Genomic DNA, 13,860 nt, shown 5'->3' with positions numbered 1-13,860 from the left:
AAATTTCAATATGAAATTGTATCTATATAATCAAACGTTGTATACATAACTCAAATACTGTAATATCATTCTATACAAGGAGTCCAAATGGAAAGTTGGTTAATACATGACGAATCGAAAAAAAGAAGTAATTAAAAATGCACATCGCTTGTTTTTAGACAAAGGGTTCCACGCTACTTCCATTCAAGATATTTTGGAGTACAGTGGAATATCAAAAGGTACATTTTATAACTATTTTTCATCCAAAAATGAGCTACTAATAGATCTTATAAAAACTATTTATTTAGGATTAGATAAAAGTCGCAACGAATTACTTATCGGACAAGACCGGTCAGATATTTCGATATTCAGGAAGCAAATCGAACTTCAAATTGCCACTAATAGAAAATATAATTTACTTCCTCTCTTTGAAGAAGTAAGTGCATCCGGAGACGAAGAGTTAAAGCAATTTATTAAGCGCGGACAATTAAGAAATATAAACTGGAAATATGAGAGGTTTGTAGAACTGTTTGGAGAGGACAAAAAAACGTATTTGCTAGATTGCGCAATCATGTTTACTGGGATGCTTCAACAGAATTTGAGATATTATAGAATGGCATATGGTCCTAATGGGGATGCGGAACCAGTTGTTCGTTATTGTGTAGAGCGAATTGCACACCTCGTGGAACATGTAGCAGATACGGGTGATCAATTGCTAGATCCGAGTATGTTACATGTATGGATTCCAAAGGAAAACAATGGTGATAGACAGATCCAACAAGAATTATCTGAAACCATCTTTGTATTGAAGAAAAAGCTAGTAAATAACGGGGAGAACGCAAAATACTTAGAATTAGTTGAGTTTCTTCACGATGAGCTGCTTCAAACAAAGCACCCACGCAAATTTCTTATTGAAAGTTGTCTCTTATCCTTAAAACAAGGAAAGACATCTATAGAGAAAAAAGACCTCCAACAGTTGGAGGTACTAATTGAAAACTTTCTTAGTATGTAAAGAGATGTGGCTGAGACAAAAGTGTTTCCATCGCTGAGAAATCCGAACGAAATGATACTTGCGTATACTATTCGCTACGGAAATATGCTTCGCGTTCCGCGGGCGGCTGGTGAGCCGCCGAGTGCTGAAGCACTCATGGGGTCTCACCCTTGCCTTTTGATCCCGCCGGAGTCTTCTTATCTTTCCTCCGCTAAGGTTACCTATCGTTCGTTTATTCAGATCTACACTTTCGTTATGTCCTAGGCTCATGTTTTTTATAGCATTCCTTCCCGCATCATTGTTAAAATATCGCTTTCCGCGTGTAGGATGTCATCCTTCGCTCTTTCAGCAAGACCTTCCGCAGCTTGTTGAGCTTCTTCTATCGCTTTATTTTCATCAATGGTTGTAATTTTACGGTCTTCCATCACGATTTTTCCATCAATAATGGAAGTTTCTACTTCATGACCTCGTGCAGAATAAACAAGATTTGGAATGATATTTCGGATCGGACTCGTTAAAACTGGAAAGAAGGTAGGGTCTTGTAAGTTTAGTAAAATTATATCAGCTTTTTTTCCAGCTCGTAGTGATCCTACTTCATGGTCAATCCCCATAACCCTCGCCGCTTCGATGGTTGCAGATCTCAAAGCTAAGGTTGCATGAAATACTGCCGGATTCGCTCGCTTCACTTTATTTAAAATTGCGGCAAACTTCATTTCATTCATCATGTTATTGCAGTTGTTTCCTGGAGCTTGGTCGGAGCCTAAACAAGCAGTGCCACCACTCTCCAAGAATGTTAACATCGGTGGAACGAGTCCATCGATAATGCCGATACTTCCTGCACAATAAATCATATTTGCACCACTTTTAGCCACAATTTCCGTTTCTTCATCTGTTGCTTCTGTTAAATGAACGGCAATTAAACGTTCGTTTAAAAAGCCATTCTCTTCTAAGAAAGCCACACTTCTCTTTCCATATCGCTTCACCATTTGGTCTATTTCTCTATCTCCTTGAGCAACATGCATATGAAGCTTTGAATCATATATTTCTGCAAGAGATTTCATCTCATGTAATAGCTCTAAACTCATCATATCAGGACCCTGAGGACCTAAGATACAAGTAATCCTGCCATCTTCTAATCCGTGGTAATTGTCCATCAAATCCAGATTTCTCGCTAATTTCTCCTGACCAATAGAAGGGTTGAATGTATATAATTCCCCCACTTCTAAGTCACTGATTTCCGGTGGTAATTCATTAACCATTTCCGCTACCCTTGCACGAGCACCTATTTTTATATAATTATGTACAATGTCCGTCATGTACCCGTCGTAATCACAAAATGTAGTTGTGCCGGCCCTGATTCCCTCCATGATATTTACCATAGAGCCCTTCACAGAATCTTCCCGGGTCATATGCTTCATAAAAGGCCATATCCCTTTTTGCATCCAATTCGTCATATCTTGAGCAACACCACGAATAATCGAGATTCCTGTGTGTATATGTGCGTCTATTAGCCCTGGCATTACCAACTTATTTTTCGCATCAATAATCCGTTCAGCTTTATAATCCCTGGACAGTTCTTCCGTTCGACCAACCGCTTCAATTATATTTCCTTTGATGGCAACTGCTCCATCCTCAATCATTCCAACGCCTTTCCCTTCCATTGTTACAACAAAACCATTAACTATTAAAATATCTACCTTCATGAAACAACCCCGTTTCTATCTCAAATTGTTATTTTCATTCTAACTTTTACTTGGAACCATCATTTTCCATTTCAATCTGCTGTACAAATTTCCTTTGAACTAATTGTAACCTAATTAGAAATCCGATTGCTGCAAAGGTTAAACCTAACGTGATTCCTACCCAAAGTCCAAATGGACCGAACGAAGTAAATGCAGCTAATGTGTAACCTGCTGGAATACCAATTATCCAATAGGAAACAAAAGCAATGATAAATGGGAGTTTCACATCTTTATATCCTCTTAACACCCCTTGTAAACTGGCTTGAGCTGCATCTGATATTTGATAAAAGATTGCGATAATAAAAAACTGTCCTGCCATCATAATTACTTCACGGTCTTGTGTATACAAAGATGCAATAGACTCTCGGAAAAAGAAGAGGAAAATGGCAGAAATAGATAAGAATGCAATTCCTCCTAACACACCTAAACGCCCGTATTCTTTGGCTGCCTGTAGTTTTCCTCCCCCAACTGAAAAACCAACTACAATCGTCAAAGCCATGGATATGCTAAGTGGAATCATAAAAATAAGTGATGTGAAACTAAGGGCAACTTGATGAGAAGCTATCGCAATTGTTGAGAACATCATTCCCATTAATAACGTAACTACTGCAAAAATACTTGCTTCAAAGAAAATAGAAAGTCCAATCGGTATACCAATGGCTAGTTGTTCTTTCCACGCCTTCAATGATGGAGTTGCCCACGTAACAAAAATACGGTATCTTCGAATAACCTCCACGCGAAATGTCATCCATACACTTAAGAAAAAGATGATCCAATACGTAGCCGCTGTAGCGTAGCCTGCTCCAATCCCACCTAGTGCGGGTAACCCAAAGTTTCCAAAAATAAATCCATAGTTTAAAAGGACATTAAACGGAACGGCAGCGACTGTAATAATCATCGTTATTCGTGTATATCCTTGTCCGTCAAAGAAGTTACGTAGAACATTTGCGAGGAATAAGGGAACTATCCCAACTGACAGACCAACTAGATAATGGAACGAAATATAATTAACAGCTGGATCAAGATTCATTATATGCAATACTGGATCTAATACATATGCTCCACCTATTATTACAAAAATAGAAAGAATAATTGCTAAATAAATTGCTTGAGTAACAGATTGCGATATCTCCTCCTTTTTTCCTTTCGCCGATAGGTGGGCTACAATAGGAGTAACAGCTAACAGAATACCATTTATTCCCGTGAATACAGGCATCCATAAACTTGAGCCAATGGCTACACCTGCTAAATCATCAGTGCCCACTCTTCCCGACATCATCGTGTCCACTAAATTCATCGCATACAAACTTACTTGTGTTACCATGATTGGCCAAAGTATTTTCAATAAAAGCTTACTTTTTTCTTTTTTTGTTTCTGCATGATACATGTGTGTTCTCCTCAATCCATTACAGGATGTATTTATTCATTTGGTATTTTACTTAGTATCTTTTCTTATTTAACTCTTATCCCTTTGTAGCAGAAACTCCATCCTTTTTCAAACAACTTGTAATAAAAAAGTGCTTTTGGGGGTTTGGAATATCTTAAGAAACGTAGGATGGCGATATACTCCCGCTACTCTAAGAAGTAGACAGCTCGCCAACTTACCTAAGTATAGAAGACAACGAGAAGCGTGAACGGATGTTGCGCTTGTGCCCTTGGGTGGAAAGAGAGTGGGAAGTAGCGAATGGAATACTCACCAACAAAGTTAGCAATAGCAGATAAGTTACCCACTAGTTGAGATTATGTATTTTCAGGGTAGAATAATAAAAGTGCACCAGAGGTAATGTTAGCTCCGATACACTTATATGATTATATTTTTTCTGGAGCCGCAATTAACCCCCGCTTTACAAAACTTTGAACTAAATTTAATTGTTTATCCAATTTGATAACTGCAATATAAGGTTCATCTATTTTATATTGATAACGCAAATCAAACCAATGAACTTCATACCCATCTAAATTCCTTATCACCTTTGCATGTAAAAACTTAGAGTGTTCTAGGATTTCATTTACAAAGTGGTATTTCTTTGATGATTCAATTACAATATTGTCCTCGTTATTTTTCTTTAATTCTTTTGACCAGGTTACAATTCCTCCTCTATAGCGACCTAATTTATAGTGGTCATCCGTGTATGCTAGTATCCCCCAGGTAAACAATCTTAAAGTAGGTAAAAGTGTATAATGAGTTTCACTCGCTCCATCCAATGTGGCAACTATATTTAATACTTTTCTATAAATAATATACCGAATCAGAATGTATACAGAAATAACAATATATATGGAAAGGAACGTAAAACCTGGATGTACACCCATTGCCCATATAACAAAACCCACTAAATGACTAAACATAATGAATGGATCAAAAATGGGGAGAATATGCAGTGCATACCATTTGTTTTTAAATGGAAGTAACGCTTGTGTTCCATAAATATTGCATACATCAAAACCTACATGTAGTACGACCGCTACAAACGTCCAGAAAAAATAAGTAAAGAAATGGGAAAAACCAAAGAAGATAGATACGAACATAGATATAATAAATGTTAAAATGAAAACTGCAGGAACGGAGTGACTTTTTCCCCGATGCTGCTTCAAATACGTCTCCGTATCCTTATATCTATAGATATAGTCTAAGTCAGGTGCATTCGACCCCAACATAGTGCATAATAGAATTGCTGATGTTAACTCATAATGTGGGATTACGGGGTCTAGATAAGCTAACCCTGCTAATCCAATTCCCACTGTTGTATGTGTCGTCGTATCCATTATTATACCTCCTCCACGTGCTTCATGAGTGGAGGAATATTATAATGGTTATGATAATCAGTAAGAATATCCATCGCTATTTTCTTCGAAGAATTTGGTCTATATAATTTCTCCATAGCATGTTTCATTTCCAGTAGTTTTGTTTCATTACAAATTAACTCTCTTGTTAGCATACAAAGACGGCTTGGGTTTTCCTCCCAAATAGCAGCTCCTATTTGTTGAAAGAATTTCGCATTTTCTTTCTCTTGTCCTGGCGTTGCTTTCGGAAGAATCAAAGGAGTGTTCGTTGCCAATGCCTCTGACAAAATAACTCCACCTGGTTTTGTAATAATACAATCTGAAACCTTAAGTAGTTCCTCCATATTATTAACATAAGAAAATACCTTTACGTTTTTCTCATTTTCATATGATAAGGACATTTGTCGATATAAATCATTATTTTTTCCGCAAACAATAAGCAACTGAGTGTCTTTATCCATACTTAATAAACTACAGATTTGTTGGATTCCTTTTGAAACCCCATAAGCACCTGCTACAACTAACACATTTTTCTTTGTATGATCTAAACCATACTCTTTCACCAGTCGTTCTCTTGAAAGAGGTTTTTCAAAAGCCTCTTTCACTGGTATCCCAGTAACAGCAACCTGATTGTCTTTTACACCTAATGCTATTAATTTACTTTCTAAGTGTCTTGAAGCAACGTAGTATTTATGAATTTGTGGATGGTACCATAAATCATGCAAACAATAATCCGTTATAACATTATAAGTTGGAATATATACCTTCATTTTGTTCTGTAGAAATGGTGCAGCGAAAAAAGGAAACGTGTTAATAATAATATCTGGACGTTCTTCTAAGATTATTTTCTTCAATTTTGAATAGCCATAACAGAGTACTTTCAAGTTCTTTTTTTTCGACATTTTCATGCTACTATAGTAAAAAATTCGATATAAATGTCTACCACTTGCAGTGTAACTCTTCAAATACGCTTTTCGTGTCCATTCATTCAGTTTTGGACTTGTTTCATATATCAGGTCCTTAACAATAATACTGTGATTACCCATCTGATTAAACTGGTTTTCCAATGAACTAGCAACTTGAAGGTGACCACTTCCGTAATTAGAAGTTAATATTAATATTTTCGGCTTGGTCATGCAGTACACCCCTTCTGTTATGTTCTCACCTTTATAGTAGCAATGGAGTGTTAAGGAAATATTAATCTAATGTTATGGTATTATCAGAGTAAGATTGTTTTTATGAATTATTTGTTAAGAAAAAAGAAAAATAACTAGAGCATTTCTCTATTTTTCTTAAATGGGTCTCCTATAGGATATTTGGAGAGAATGCAAAAAGAGGCTATTCATAAGATAAAAACCTTATAAATACCCTCTCCATAATTTATCGATAATTTATAAACTGCACATCAATGGACAAGTCTGCTGCTTTAACCGCTGCTATAATTCCTTGTAAGTCATCACGACTTTTCGCCGTAACTCGAACTTGATCATCTTGCACTTGGCTTTTAACTTTTAATCCACTATTTTTAATAATCGTATTAATCTTTTTCGCATGCTCTTTATCAATTCCCTGAATTAATTTCGCGCGTTGACGCACCGTACCTCCTGATGCACCTTCCAACTTCCCGTAGTCCAGACTCTTAATAGACACTCCACGTTTGATTAGCTTACTAAGTAAAACGTCTTTTAACTGCTCCATTTTGTACTCATCGTCTGATACTAGTACTAGTTCTTCATTATCCAAAGAGATAGCACTCTTGCTACCTTTGAAGTCATATCTTGTTGTTATTTCCTTTGTTGCCATTGTTACCGCATTCGTTACCTCTGAAAAATCAACTTGTGAAACAATATCAAATGAACTGTCTTTCGCCATGAGAAAACCTCCAGCATTTTCTTTTTATTATATGGTAAAAGGTAGACACGCTTCAAGTTCTCAGTTGGAGTATAAGATTTATTGCATTTTTAGCCGATGAAAATGAATTACAATATCTGTTTCATAACTCAGATATGTTAAACAGTAAATTGTGGAAACTAACTACACAAAAGATGAAACATTTCCCAAAATATAACGTAGTAAACAGTAGGAAAAGGGGGAATGAAAATGACGAAAAAAGGATGTATCAAGTGTGGTCATACTCGTGCTGAGACGAAGGAGATAGCTACAACAGGAACAGGTCTCTCAAAGATGTTCGATATTCAACATAATAAGTTTTTAGTAGTATATTGCACTAATTGTGGTTATAGCGAGCTCTATAATAAACAAACTTCAACCGCTTCTAATGTAATTGACTTTTTCTTTGGTGGGTAACCAATTATAAAGGCACGAAGGACTGCGACTTGCAATTCCTCGTGCCTTTGAAACTTCTTCATTACTGTGAATGTTCCTCCATATAATTGATAAGCCATTCCACATCAATTGGTCCATTTACAACCCAATAAGGGCCAGAACCTACATCTAATACACGTTCTTCATAAATGCTGGTTATTATAGGGTTTCCTTTAGTGTAGACGGTAATCCGAACGCCCTTTTCCGACGAAACATCACTATCCCACTCTCGATCTTTCATTCTTTTCACTCGATATTGACTTAAAAAGTTCCTAATCTCTTCCGCCTGTTCCTTATTATCTGTTCTCCATTCATACTCAGGGTTCCCTTCATTAAACACCAAGGATTCGAAGTTACTTTCTCGATAGTTAATAACTTCATCCAACCCCTTTTCTCTGTATACGTCAAAAAGATTGAGGGAGAATACGGTAATTGGAACGATAATTAGAAGGGAAAGAAACACCTTTCCTTTTCGTCCGTTCGTTAGGGAGTATTTCACTAGTTTTTCCGATAAGTAAATTGTTAATGGAATCAGTACTAGTAAATAGAACAAAATGACAAAAACATTCATAATTCCAGTCCATGTCATTGGGATAATTCCATATATGTATTGAAAAACAAATTTATAAATATATGAGTTTAATGGCAAAAGAATGATGAGGAGTACAAAAAATAAAGTTTTCGCTTTAGCTTGATTAACTCCCAACATACTTCGTTCACTAATATTTTTCGGTATAACAATCTTATCCATTTCTTTTTTTATCTTATTACTCACCCACATCACCTTCTTCCATATTTCGTCTCAATTTTTCTAATGCTCGATATAGAATCGTTTTCGCCGAACCTAATGGAATATCAAGCGTTTCCGAAACCTCTTTAAATGTTAAATCCTCGTAGAACCTTAAAATTACTACACTCTTCTCTAATTCATTTAAGTATTCCATTAAGTCGTGTAACGTTAGTTCTAAATCGATGTCCTCCTTCACGTCACCAGAAATGTACTCCTCGTATTCTGGTATTAACTGAACCGTCTTACGCTGTTTCTTCAGTAAGTCCAGCGAACAATTTATCGCAATTCTAATTAACCATGTTTTGAAATAGCTAGGTTCTTTTAGTTTTTTTATCGTTTTAAAGGAACGGTACGCCGTTTCCTGAACCACATCTAGTGCATCATTCTGGTTCTTCATATATACAAAGGCAATCCTATAAATGTCTTCTTCATACTTTTGAAATAATGTTAAAAATGCTTCATCATTGCCTTTTTGCGCTTTTTTCACTAATTCCAGCAAGCAACGAACACCCCCTTGTAGGTCTCTCTATTTATTAGACTGTCGGCTTTATCATTTAGCTTTATATTTATGAAAATATTTAACTTTTAGGCTACTCTGAAAATACGTAATTACAATTAGTGATTAACTTATCTAGTATTACTAACTTTGATGGTTTGTATTACATTCACTACAGCCTGCTTGCGTTCCAAGGCGAGTTGCCGAACTATCCTTCAACTTCCAATAAATGTAGCATACTTCATTGTACTTGTTGCTTTTTTTGATTAAAGAAGTTAAGGTAATAATAAAATTTTTTTATAGCAAAGGAGAAATATTATGAAAAAACCTATGATTGGTGTTGTTCCACTTTACGACGAGAAAAAAGAAAGCTATTGGATGCTACCTGGGTATATGGAAGGAATCGAAGCCGCTGGAGGAATCCCAGTGATGTTACCTCTTACAACAAACAATGAGATTATCAATGAGATAGCAAACACATTTGATGGATTTCTTTTTACTGGAGGGCATGATGTAAACCCCGAACTTTATGAAGAGACAATGGAGAGCTATTGTGGGGAGCCTTGCGATGATAGAGATATAATGGAAGCCATTCTTTTTAAAGAGGTATTAGGACTCAATAAACCTGCATTCGGGATTTGTCGAGGATTACAATTGTTTAATGTTTTATTAGGAGGCACACTACATCAAGACATTCCGACACAGTTTCACCCAGCTATAGAAGTTGCTCACAAACAACATCCACCTTATGATCTACCTGCTCATGTTGTTTCCATCGTAAAGGATAGCTTTCTTTATGATATCATCGGCTCCGATACGTTGATGGTGAATAGTTATCATCATCAGGGTATTAAGCAGTTAGCAACTCCATTGCAACCTGTTGCAACAGCCGAAGATGGAATGGTGGAAGCTGTTATTATGCCAGGGAAAAAGTTTGTGTTCGCTGTTCAATGGCATCCTGAATTTAATTACACTAAAGAAGAAGCTAGCCGACAACTCTTTAAGTCTTTTACACTTGCTTGTTCTTCGAAAGAGGTACTAGTAAAGACGGCGCACTGAAAAAAGATGCTTTTTCAGTGCCCACCTTTAACATTATACTATTTACCAATTCTTTTATTTTTGTCGTTTCTCAGAAACAACCTCACAAACCTTCATATACATATTCTCCAATCCCGTTTCCGTAGCCTCAAAACTAAATGCATTATCGACTTCAACGCCTATATTACTAGCTTCTAAAACTGCATCCATATTTGCACCAAGGAAGATAAAATCCCAACTATATTTTTCCCTCTGATGAGTAATCAATTCTCTTACTTTATCGTAGGTAAATTCACGGCTAGCATTCTCCATTCCATCTGTTGTGATTACAAAGATAACCTTATTGGGTCTATCCTCTTCCTTTGTTTTACTCAACCTATTCCCAACCTCTAAGATTGTCTTCCCTACTGAGTCAAGTAAAGCTGTACTACCTCTAACATAGTATTGCCTTTCTGTAAGTCTTACTGCATGAGAAGCGATTCCATCCCACAATAATTCATACTCATCGTCAAATAGAACTGCTGTAACTAATGTATTTCCATCCGAATTCGTTTGCTTTTCTACAAACGAATTAAAGCCATTAATTGTATCTCTTTCTAACCCAGCCATAGAACCACTTCGATCAAGCAAAAATATTATTTCCGTTATGTTTCTAGACATATCATCATCTCCTCACAGTCTTGATGATATAATTGTAGCTAAGATAGACAGTAATTAGGTCGCTTGGTAAGCGACATTTCATAGACTTAGAATTTTTTTCTACTGACATATATAAGGGGGATCTTTATGCTTGAGAAAAAAATGCTGAAACAACTAGAACAATATGTAAATGACCACCTCGAATTAATAGTTATTGAAGCATCCTATAACACGTCTGATAGTATCGATAGCGAGATTCTATACGACTTACACTCTAGCGAATTAGAGGAATACATTGACCTAAATAAAAAGCCAACACTTCAGCAAGTATTATTTGCCTTCATCGATCAGAGAAACTTACTAGATACGGAGGTTTATAAAAAAGCTAGAATTGATCGGAAACATTTTTCAAAGATACGCTCGAATCAAAATTATCATCCTAAAAAAAATACGATTATAGCACTTGCTTTAGCTCTTGAGCTTTCCAAGGATGACACAGAAAAACTATTGAGTTCTGCAGGGTTTACCCTAACAGAAAGCAACACCTCTGACCTTGTTATTCAATTTTGCTTAGAGAAGAAAATATATGATATTGATTCTGTTAATGAAGCTTTGGAGTATTTTAGTCTGAAACCATTGATAGGCTGAAGGATACTAGATCCACACTATACATAAGCAGAAGATGCCCTAATGCATAGCAAAAAGGCTAGTCTCGAGGAAACTAGCCTAAAAATAGAAATAATACAAATAATGAAAGAATAGTGGAGCCGTATATGTTAAGCTATCAATTTTACTAATAAATTTATCTTGTTTGATAGCCTTATTGGCATCCTGGTCAAATGCTAAGTTTCTTTTTAACACAGATACAGCGAGGGTTCCAAAAAATCCGCCAAAGCCTATTAAAACTCCAGCAAAAATGGAGTGTACTGTATTCATAGGTGTTAATATAGATCCTAAAAAATAGGAAAGCACAATAACAGAAAGCAACCCAACTGCAAACCCTTCCCACGTTATGTTAGGATTGGATGACGGTATAATTTTATATTTTCCAAGTTTCTTAGAAACCAAATAATGAATGACATCGTTCGCTTGAGTTAATACGACTAAATATAAGACAAGCCACCCACCATATTGTTGGGCTAATTCAAAGTGCTGGGGGGCAATTACCGTTAACTTAGGAAATAACGCTAGGTGACTAATCCCGAAGACCATTAACATCAAGCCCCACTGAGTAGATGCGACTGAATTTAAGAATCCAATACTACCACTTTTAAAGATTCTAACTACTGGTAGAAAAAGAAAAACATAAATAGGAATAAAAATAATGAACATTCCGTACCAACCGATATAAATCCAATAAAAGTGTAATGGGATAGCGAGATATGCCCAAATAAATAATCGTCGATCTTGTTTTCTCGTTTTTATCATGGAAAAGTATTCTTTAAGTGCGAGAGAACAAAGAATAGCTAAAGAAATTAATGATACCGTTGGACTAAATATTAACGATATACTATATACAATAGCCATTCCCCACCACAGCTTAGTTCGGACAACTAATTCGTCATAATTATTTTTCTTTTTGAAATAATTTATTAATGTAACTACTATACTTATTACAATAAGTACGATAAAAATAATGTATAAATATGTATAAATGTCACTCACATTTTTCACTCCTATTTTTTAAATAGGCTCTGTTAAACGTTCTTAACATAACCATTTCAATAGATTAAGAACCACCTTGGAACGAAGGAGAAAAAACATTGGATAGAAAAGTTTATGTACTACTTACCGACACAGGAACGATTTTTACAAAAACCATAAAACAATATACAAGGGCCCCTTACAATCATTCTTCCATTGCCTTAGACAGTGAATTATTAGAGCTTTATAGTTTCGGTAGGAGAAACCCCAAGAATCCATTATACGGTGGGTTTGTAAAAGAAGATGTTCTTCAAGGTACCTATAAATTATATCCTCAAACTACCTGTGCTGTATATGAAATAAATGTAAGTGAAAGACAAATCGCAAAAATGAGAAGAATGATCAATTTATTTGAAAAAAATAAAAGTAGGATGCTCTATAATATTTTCGGTGTAATTGGGATTGCATTAAAGGAGCCTTTGGAACCTTGGGGATCATACTTCTGCTCGCAATTTGTGGCGGAACTTTTAGAGCGATCAGGAGTAAAGCTTTGGGATAAAATACCTGCACTTGTTACACCAGATGACTTTCGAAAGTCAGACAAAACAAAGCTCATATATGAAGGACTCTTGTTGGAGTATCCTGCTGTAAGGAAACGTAAAATAGATGATGACTTTGGCTGTACTTAGGAGGAATTGGGGCGCTGGAGCTAGACATCTTCTAGGACCAAAAAAGTTATTCTTTCTTATATTGCGAGAAAAGACTGAGTGAATGGTACTCAGTCTTTTTTAAACAGGGATGTATGGAAGTTTTAGTGGATAATCCATATCCTTTTGTAGTTTCTATTCTTTATACATCATCAAGCTTTTTATCTAAATCATTGTTCTTCGTTATTGTTAATTTATCGATATGACCAACATTAACTAGAATGATTTTCGAAAAACTTACTAATCCAATTACTATACCGATCACTACTCCTATTCCTAGATACACTGTTTTCCCCTTCATTGAATAACCAACTCCAGACCCATTCTATTTAGTCCACTCTCTTTCTAACTTTAGTGATTTATTCAACAGCGGAATGGTTCTTTCCTTTTTCTGTTTCTTATTTGGTAAAAAATATAGTTTTATCATATAAAAGAATAGGAATAAACTAAAAACCTTTCAACATGAATGAAAGGTAAAAGAAACTATAAGTTTTTCGTTAATTCCTCTTCGAAAAAGAATGTATTCGGATGTTCATTCACCGTATACGCATACCGTTTCATATTACTGATATACTGACATTTTAAGATTGTTACTGATTCTCCGGACTCTTTAATATTCACTTCTTCTCCAACGGAAAATTGACTTTTCTTCATGGTATCACCATTCCTCAAAAATATTGATTCACTCATTTAACTTATCTTTCACATTTGCCCACTTGTTTATT

Annotated in this window: 16 protein-coding genes; 5 read left to right on the top strand and 11 right to left on the bottom strand. The window is 35.7% G+C overall.

The window, feature by feature from the left end; translation table 11 throughout:
* Positions 1-106: 106 nt before the first annotated feature.
* A complete protein-coding gene (locus ACERII_RS14595) occupies positions 107-991 on the top strand; it encodes a TetR/AcrR family transcriptional regulator (RefSeq protein ID WP_373643265.1) in 885 nt (294 codons plus the stop codon).
* 254 nt (positions 992-1,245) lie between these two features.
* Here ACERII_RS14595 and ACERII_RS14590 read toward each other — a convergent pair whose 3' ends face one another.
* The 5 genes from ACERII_RS14590 to ACERII_RS14570 form a co-directional block, all read right to left on the bottom strand.
* Positions 1,246-2,673, bottom strand: a complete 1,428-nt coding sequence (locus ACERII_RS14590; protein ID WP_373643264.1) for an amidohydrolase family protein — start codon at positions 2,671-2,673, stop codon at positions 1,246-1,248.
* 46 nt (positions 2,674-2,719) lie between these two features.
* Entirely contained in the window at positions 2,720-4,099 is a 1,380-nt protein-coding gene (locus ACERII_RS14585) for an MATE family efflux transporter (RefSeq protein ID WP_373643262.1), read from the bottom strand.
* Positions 4,100-4,521: 422 nt separating this feature from the next.
* The gene (locus ACERII_RS14580) at positions 4,522-5,478 is read right to left on the bottom strand and encodes a metal-dependent hydrolase (protein ID WP_373643261.1); all 957 of its coding nucleotides are present in this window, start codon (positions 5,476-5,478) and stop codon (positions 4,522-4,524) included.
* A gap of 2 nt (positions 5,479-5,480) precedes the next feature.
* Positions 5,481-6,632: an MGDG synthase family glycosyltransferase gene (locus ACERII_RS14575; protein WP_373643260.1), complete on the bottom strand. Its 1,152-nt coding sequence runs from the start codon at positions 6,630-6,632 to the stop codon at positions 5,481-5,483.
* A gap of 244 nt (positions 6,633-6,876) precedes the next feature.
* On the bottom strand, positions 6,877-7,368 hold the full coding sequence (locus ACERII_RS14570) for a YajQ family cyclic di-GMP-binding protein (protein ID WP_373643257.1): 492 nt from the start codon (positions 7,366-7,368) through the stop codon (positions 6,877-6,879).
* A gap of 228 nt (positions 7,369-7,596) precedes the next feature.
* On the opposite strand from ACERII_RS14570, the gene ACERII_RS14565 reads away from it, so the two are divergent.
* Positions 7,597-7,803, top strand: a complete 207-nt coding sequence (locus tag ACERII_RS14565; RefSeq protein ID WP_373643255.1) for a zinc ribbon domain-containing protein — start codon at positions 7,597-7,599, stop codon at positions 7,801-7,803.
* Between the two features lie 61 nt (positions 7,804-7,864).
* Here ACERII_RS14565 and ACERII_RS14560 read toward each other — a convergent pair whose 3' ends face one another.
* Both ACERII_RS14560 and ACERII_RS14555 read right to left on the bottom strand, forming a co-directional pair.
* Positions 7,865-8,596 carry a hypothetical protein gene (locus ACERII_RS14560; protein ID WP_373643254.1) on the bottom strand — a complete coding sequence of 244 codons (732 nt, stop codon included), beginning with the start codon at positions 8,594-8,596 and terminating at the stop codon, positions 7,865-7,867.
* Positions 8,589-9,110: a sigma-70 family RNA polymerase sigma factor gene (locus tag ACERII_RS14555; protein ID WP_373643253.1), complete on the bottom strand. Its 522-nt coding sequence runs from the start codon at positions 9,108-9,110 to the stop codon at positions 8,589-8,591. Before ACERII_RS14555 ends, ACERII_RS14560 begins: the two co-directional genes overlap by 8 nt.
* A 315-nt stretch (positions 9,111-9,425) precedes the next feature.
* Between ACERII_RS14555 and ACERII_RS14550 the strand changes: the two genes are divergently transcribed.
* Positions 9,426-10,166: a gamma-glutamyl-gamma-aminobutyrate hydrolase family protein gene (locus ACERII_RS14550; RefSeq protein ID WP_373643252.1), complete on the top strand. Its 741-nt coding sequence runs from the start codon at positions 9,426-9,428 to the stop codon at positions 10,164-10,166.
* A gap of 54 nt (positions 10,167-10,220) precedes the next feature.
* Here ACERII_RS14550 and ACERII_RS14545 read toward each other — a convergent pair whose 3' ends face one another.
* On the bottom strand, positions 10,221-10,805 hold the full coding sequence (locus ACERII_RS14545) for a vWA domain-containing protein (RefSeq protein WP_373643251.1): 585 nt from the start codon (positions 10,803-10,805) through the stop codon (positions 10,221-10,223).
* A gap of 126 nt (positions 10,806-10,931) precedes the next feature.
* On the opposite strand from ACERII_RS14545, the gene ACERII_RS14540 reads away from it, so the two are divergent.
* Positions 10,932-11,432 carry a hypothetical protein gene (locus tag ACERII_RS14540; protein WP_373643250.1) on the top strand — a complete coding sequence of 167 codons (501 nt, stop codon included), beginning with the start codon at positions 10,932-10,934 and terminating at the stop codon, positions 11,430-11,432.
* 78 nt (positions 11,433-11,510) lie between these two features.
* On the opposite strand, the gene ACERII_RS14535 is transcribed toward ACERII_RS14540, so the two are convergent.
* Positions 11,511-12,449 carry a phosphatidate cytidylyltransferase gene (locus tag ACERII_RS14535; protein ID WP_373643248.1) on the bottom strand — a complete coding sequence of 313 codons (939 nt, stop codon included), beginning with the start codon at positions 12,447-12,449 and terminating at the stop codon, positions 11,511-11,513.
* A 98-nt stretch (positions 12,450-12,547) separates the two neighbouring features.
* Here ACERII_RS14535 and ACERII_RS14530 point away from each other — a divergent pair, with 98 nt between their 5' ends.
* Positions 12,548-13,117, top strand: coding sequence for a hypothetical protein (locus tag ACERII_RS14530; RefSeq protein WP_373643246.1), 570 nt, complete (start codon positions 12,548-12,550; stop codon positions 13,115-13,117).
* A gap of 160 nt (positions 13,118-13,277) precedes the next feature.
* Here ACERII_RS14530 and ACERII_RS14525 read toward each other — a convergent pair whose 3' ends face one another.
* Together ACERII_RS14525 and ACERII_RS14520 are read right to left on the bottom strand one after the other, a co-directional pair.
* On the bottom strand, positions 13,278-13,436 hold the full coding sequence (locus tag ACERII_RS14525; protein WP_373643245.1) for a hypothetical protein: 159 nt from the start codon (positions 13,434-13,436) through the stop codon (positions 13,278-13,280).
* A 182-nt stretch (positions 13,437-13,618) separates the two neighbouring features.
* The gene (locus ACERII_RS14520; protein ID WP_373643244.1) at positions 13,619-13,789 is read right to left on the bottom strand and encodes a hypothetical protein; all 171 of its coding nucleotides are present in this window, start codon (positions 13,787-13,789) and stop codon (positions 13,619-13,621) included.
* Positions 13,790-13,860: the final 71 nt, after the last annotated feature.

Origin of the sequence: Evansella sp. AB-rgal1 (assembly GCF_041820985.1) — a bacterium.
GTDB lineage: Bacteria > Bacillota > Bacilli > Bacillales > Salisediminibacteriaceae > Evansella.
The sequence above is the reverse complement of the archived record's forward strand: the minus strand, read 5'-3'. Positions and strand labels throughout refer to the sequence as shown.

Excerpts from the sequence above, each read along its gene's own strand:
- ACERII_RS14570 (WP_373643257.1), bottom strand. The coding sequence starts at position 7,368 with ATGGCGAAAGACAGTTCATTTGATATTGTTTCACAAGTTGATTTTTCA.
- ACERII_RS14575 (WP_373643260.1), bottom strand. The coding sequence starts at position 6,632 with ATGACCAAGCCGAAAATATTAATATTAACTTCTAATTACGGAAGTGGT.
- ACERII_RS14595 (WP_373643265.1), top strand. The coding sequence starts at position 107 with ATGACGAATCGAAAAAAAGAAGTAATTAAAAATGCACATCGCTTGTTT.
- ACERII_RS14590 (WP_373643264.1), bottom strand. The coding sequence starts at position 2,673 with ATGAAGGTAGATATTTTAATAGTTAATGGTTTTGTTGTAACAATGGAA.
- ACERII_RS14545 (WP_373643251.1), bottom strand. The coding sequence starts at position 10,805 with ATGTCTAGAAACATAACGGAAATAATATTTTTGCTTGATCGAAGTGGT.
- ACERII_RS14565 (WP_373643255.1), top strand. The coding sequence starts at position 7,597 with ATGACGAAAAAAGGATGTATCAAGTGTGGTCATACTCGTGCTGAGACG.
- ACERII_RS14525 (WP_373643245.1), bottom strand. The coding sequence starts at position 13,436 with ATGAAGGGGAAAACAGTGTATCTAGGAATAGGAGTAGTGATCGGTATA.
- ACERII_RS14585 (WP_373643262.1), bottom strand. The coding sequence starts at position 4,099 with ATGTATCATGCAGAAACAAAAAAAGAAAAAAGTAAGCTTTTATTGAAA.
- ACERII_RS14550 (WP_373643252.1), top strand. The coding sequence starts at position 9,426 with ATGAAAAAACCTATGATTGGTGTTGTTCCACTTTACGACGAGAAAAAA.
- ACERII_RS14540 (WP_373643250.1), top strand. The coding sequence starts at position 10,932 with ATGCTTGAGAAAAAAATGCTGAAACAACTAGAACAATATGTAAATGAC.
- ACERII_RS14520 (WP_373643244.1), bottom strand. The coding sequence starts at position 13,789 with ATGAAGAAAAGTCAATTTTCCGTTGGAGAAGAAGTGAATATTAAAGAG.
- ACERII_RS14580 (WP_373643261.1), bottom strand. The coding sequence starts at position 5,478 with ATGGATACGACGACACATACAACAGTGGGAATTGGATTAGCAGGGTTA.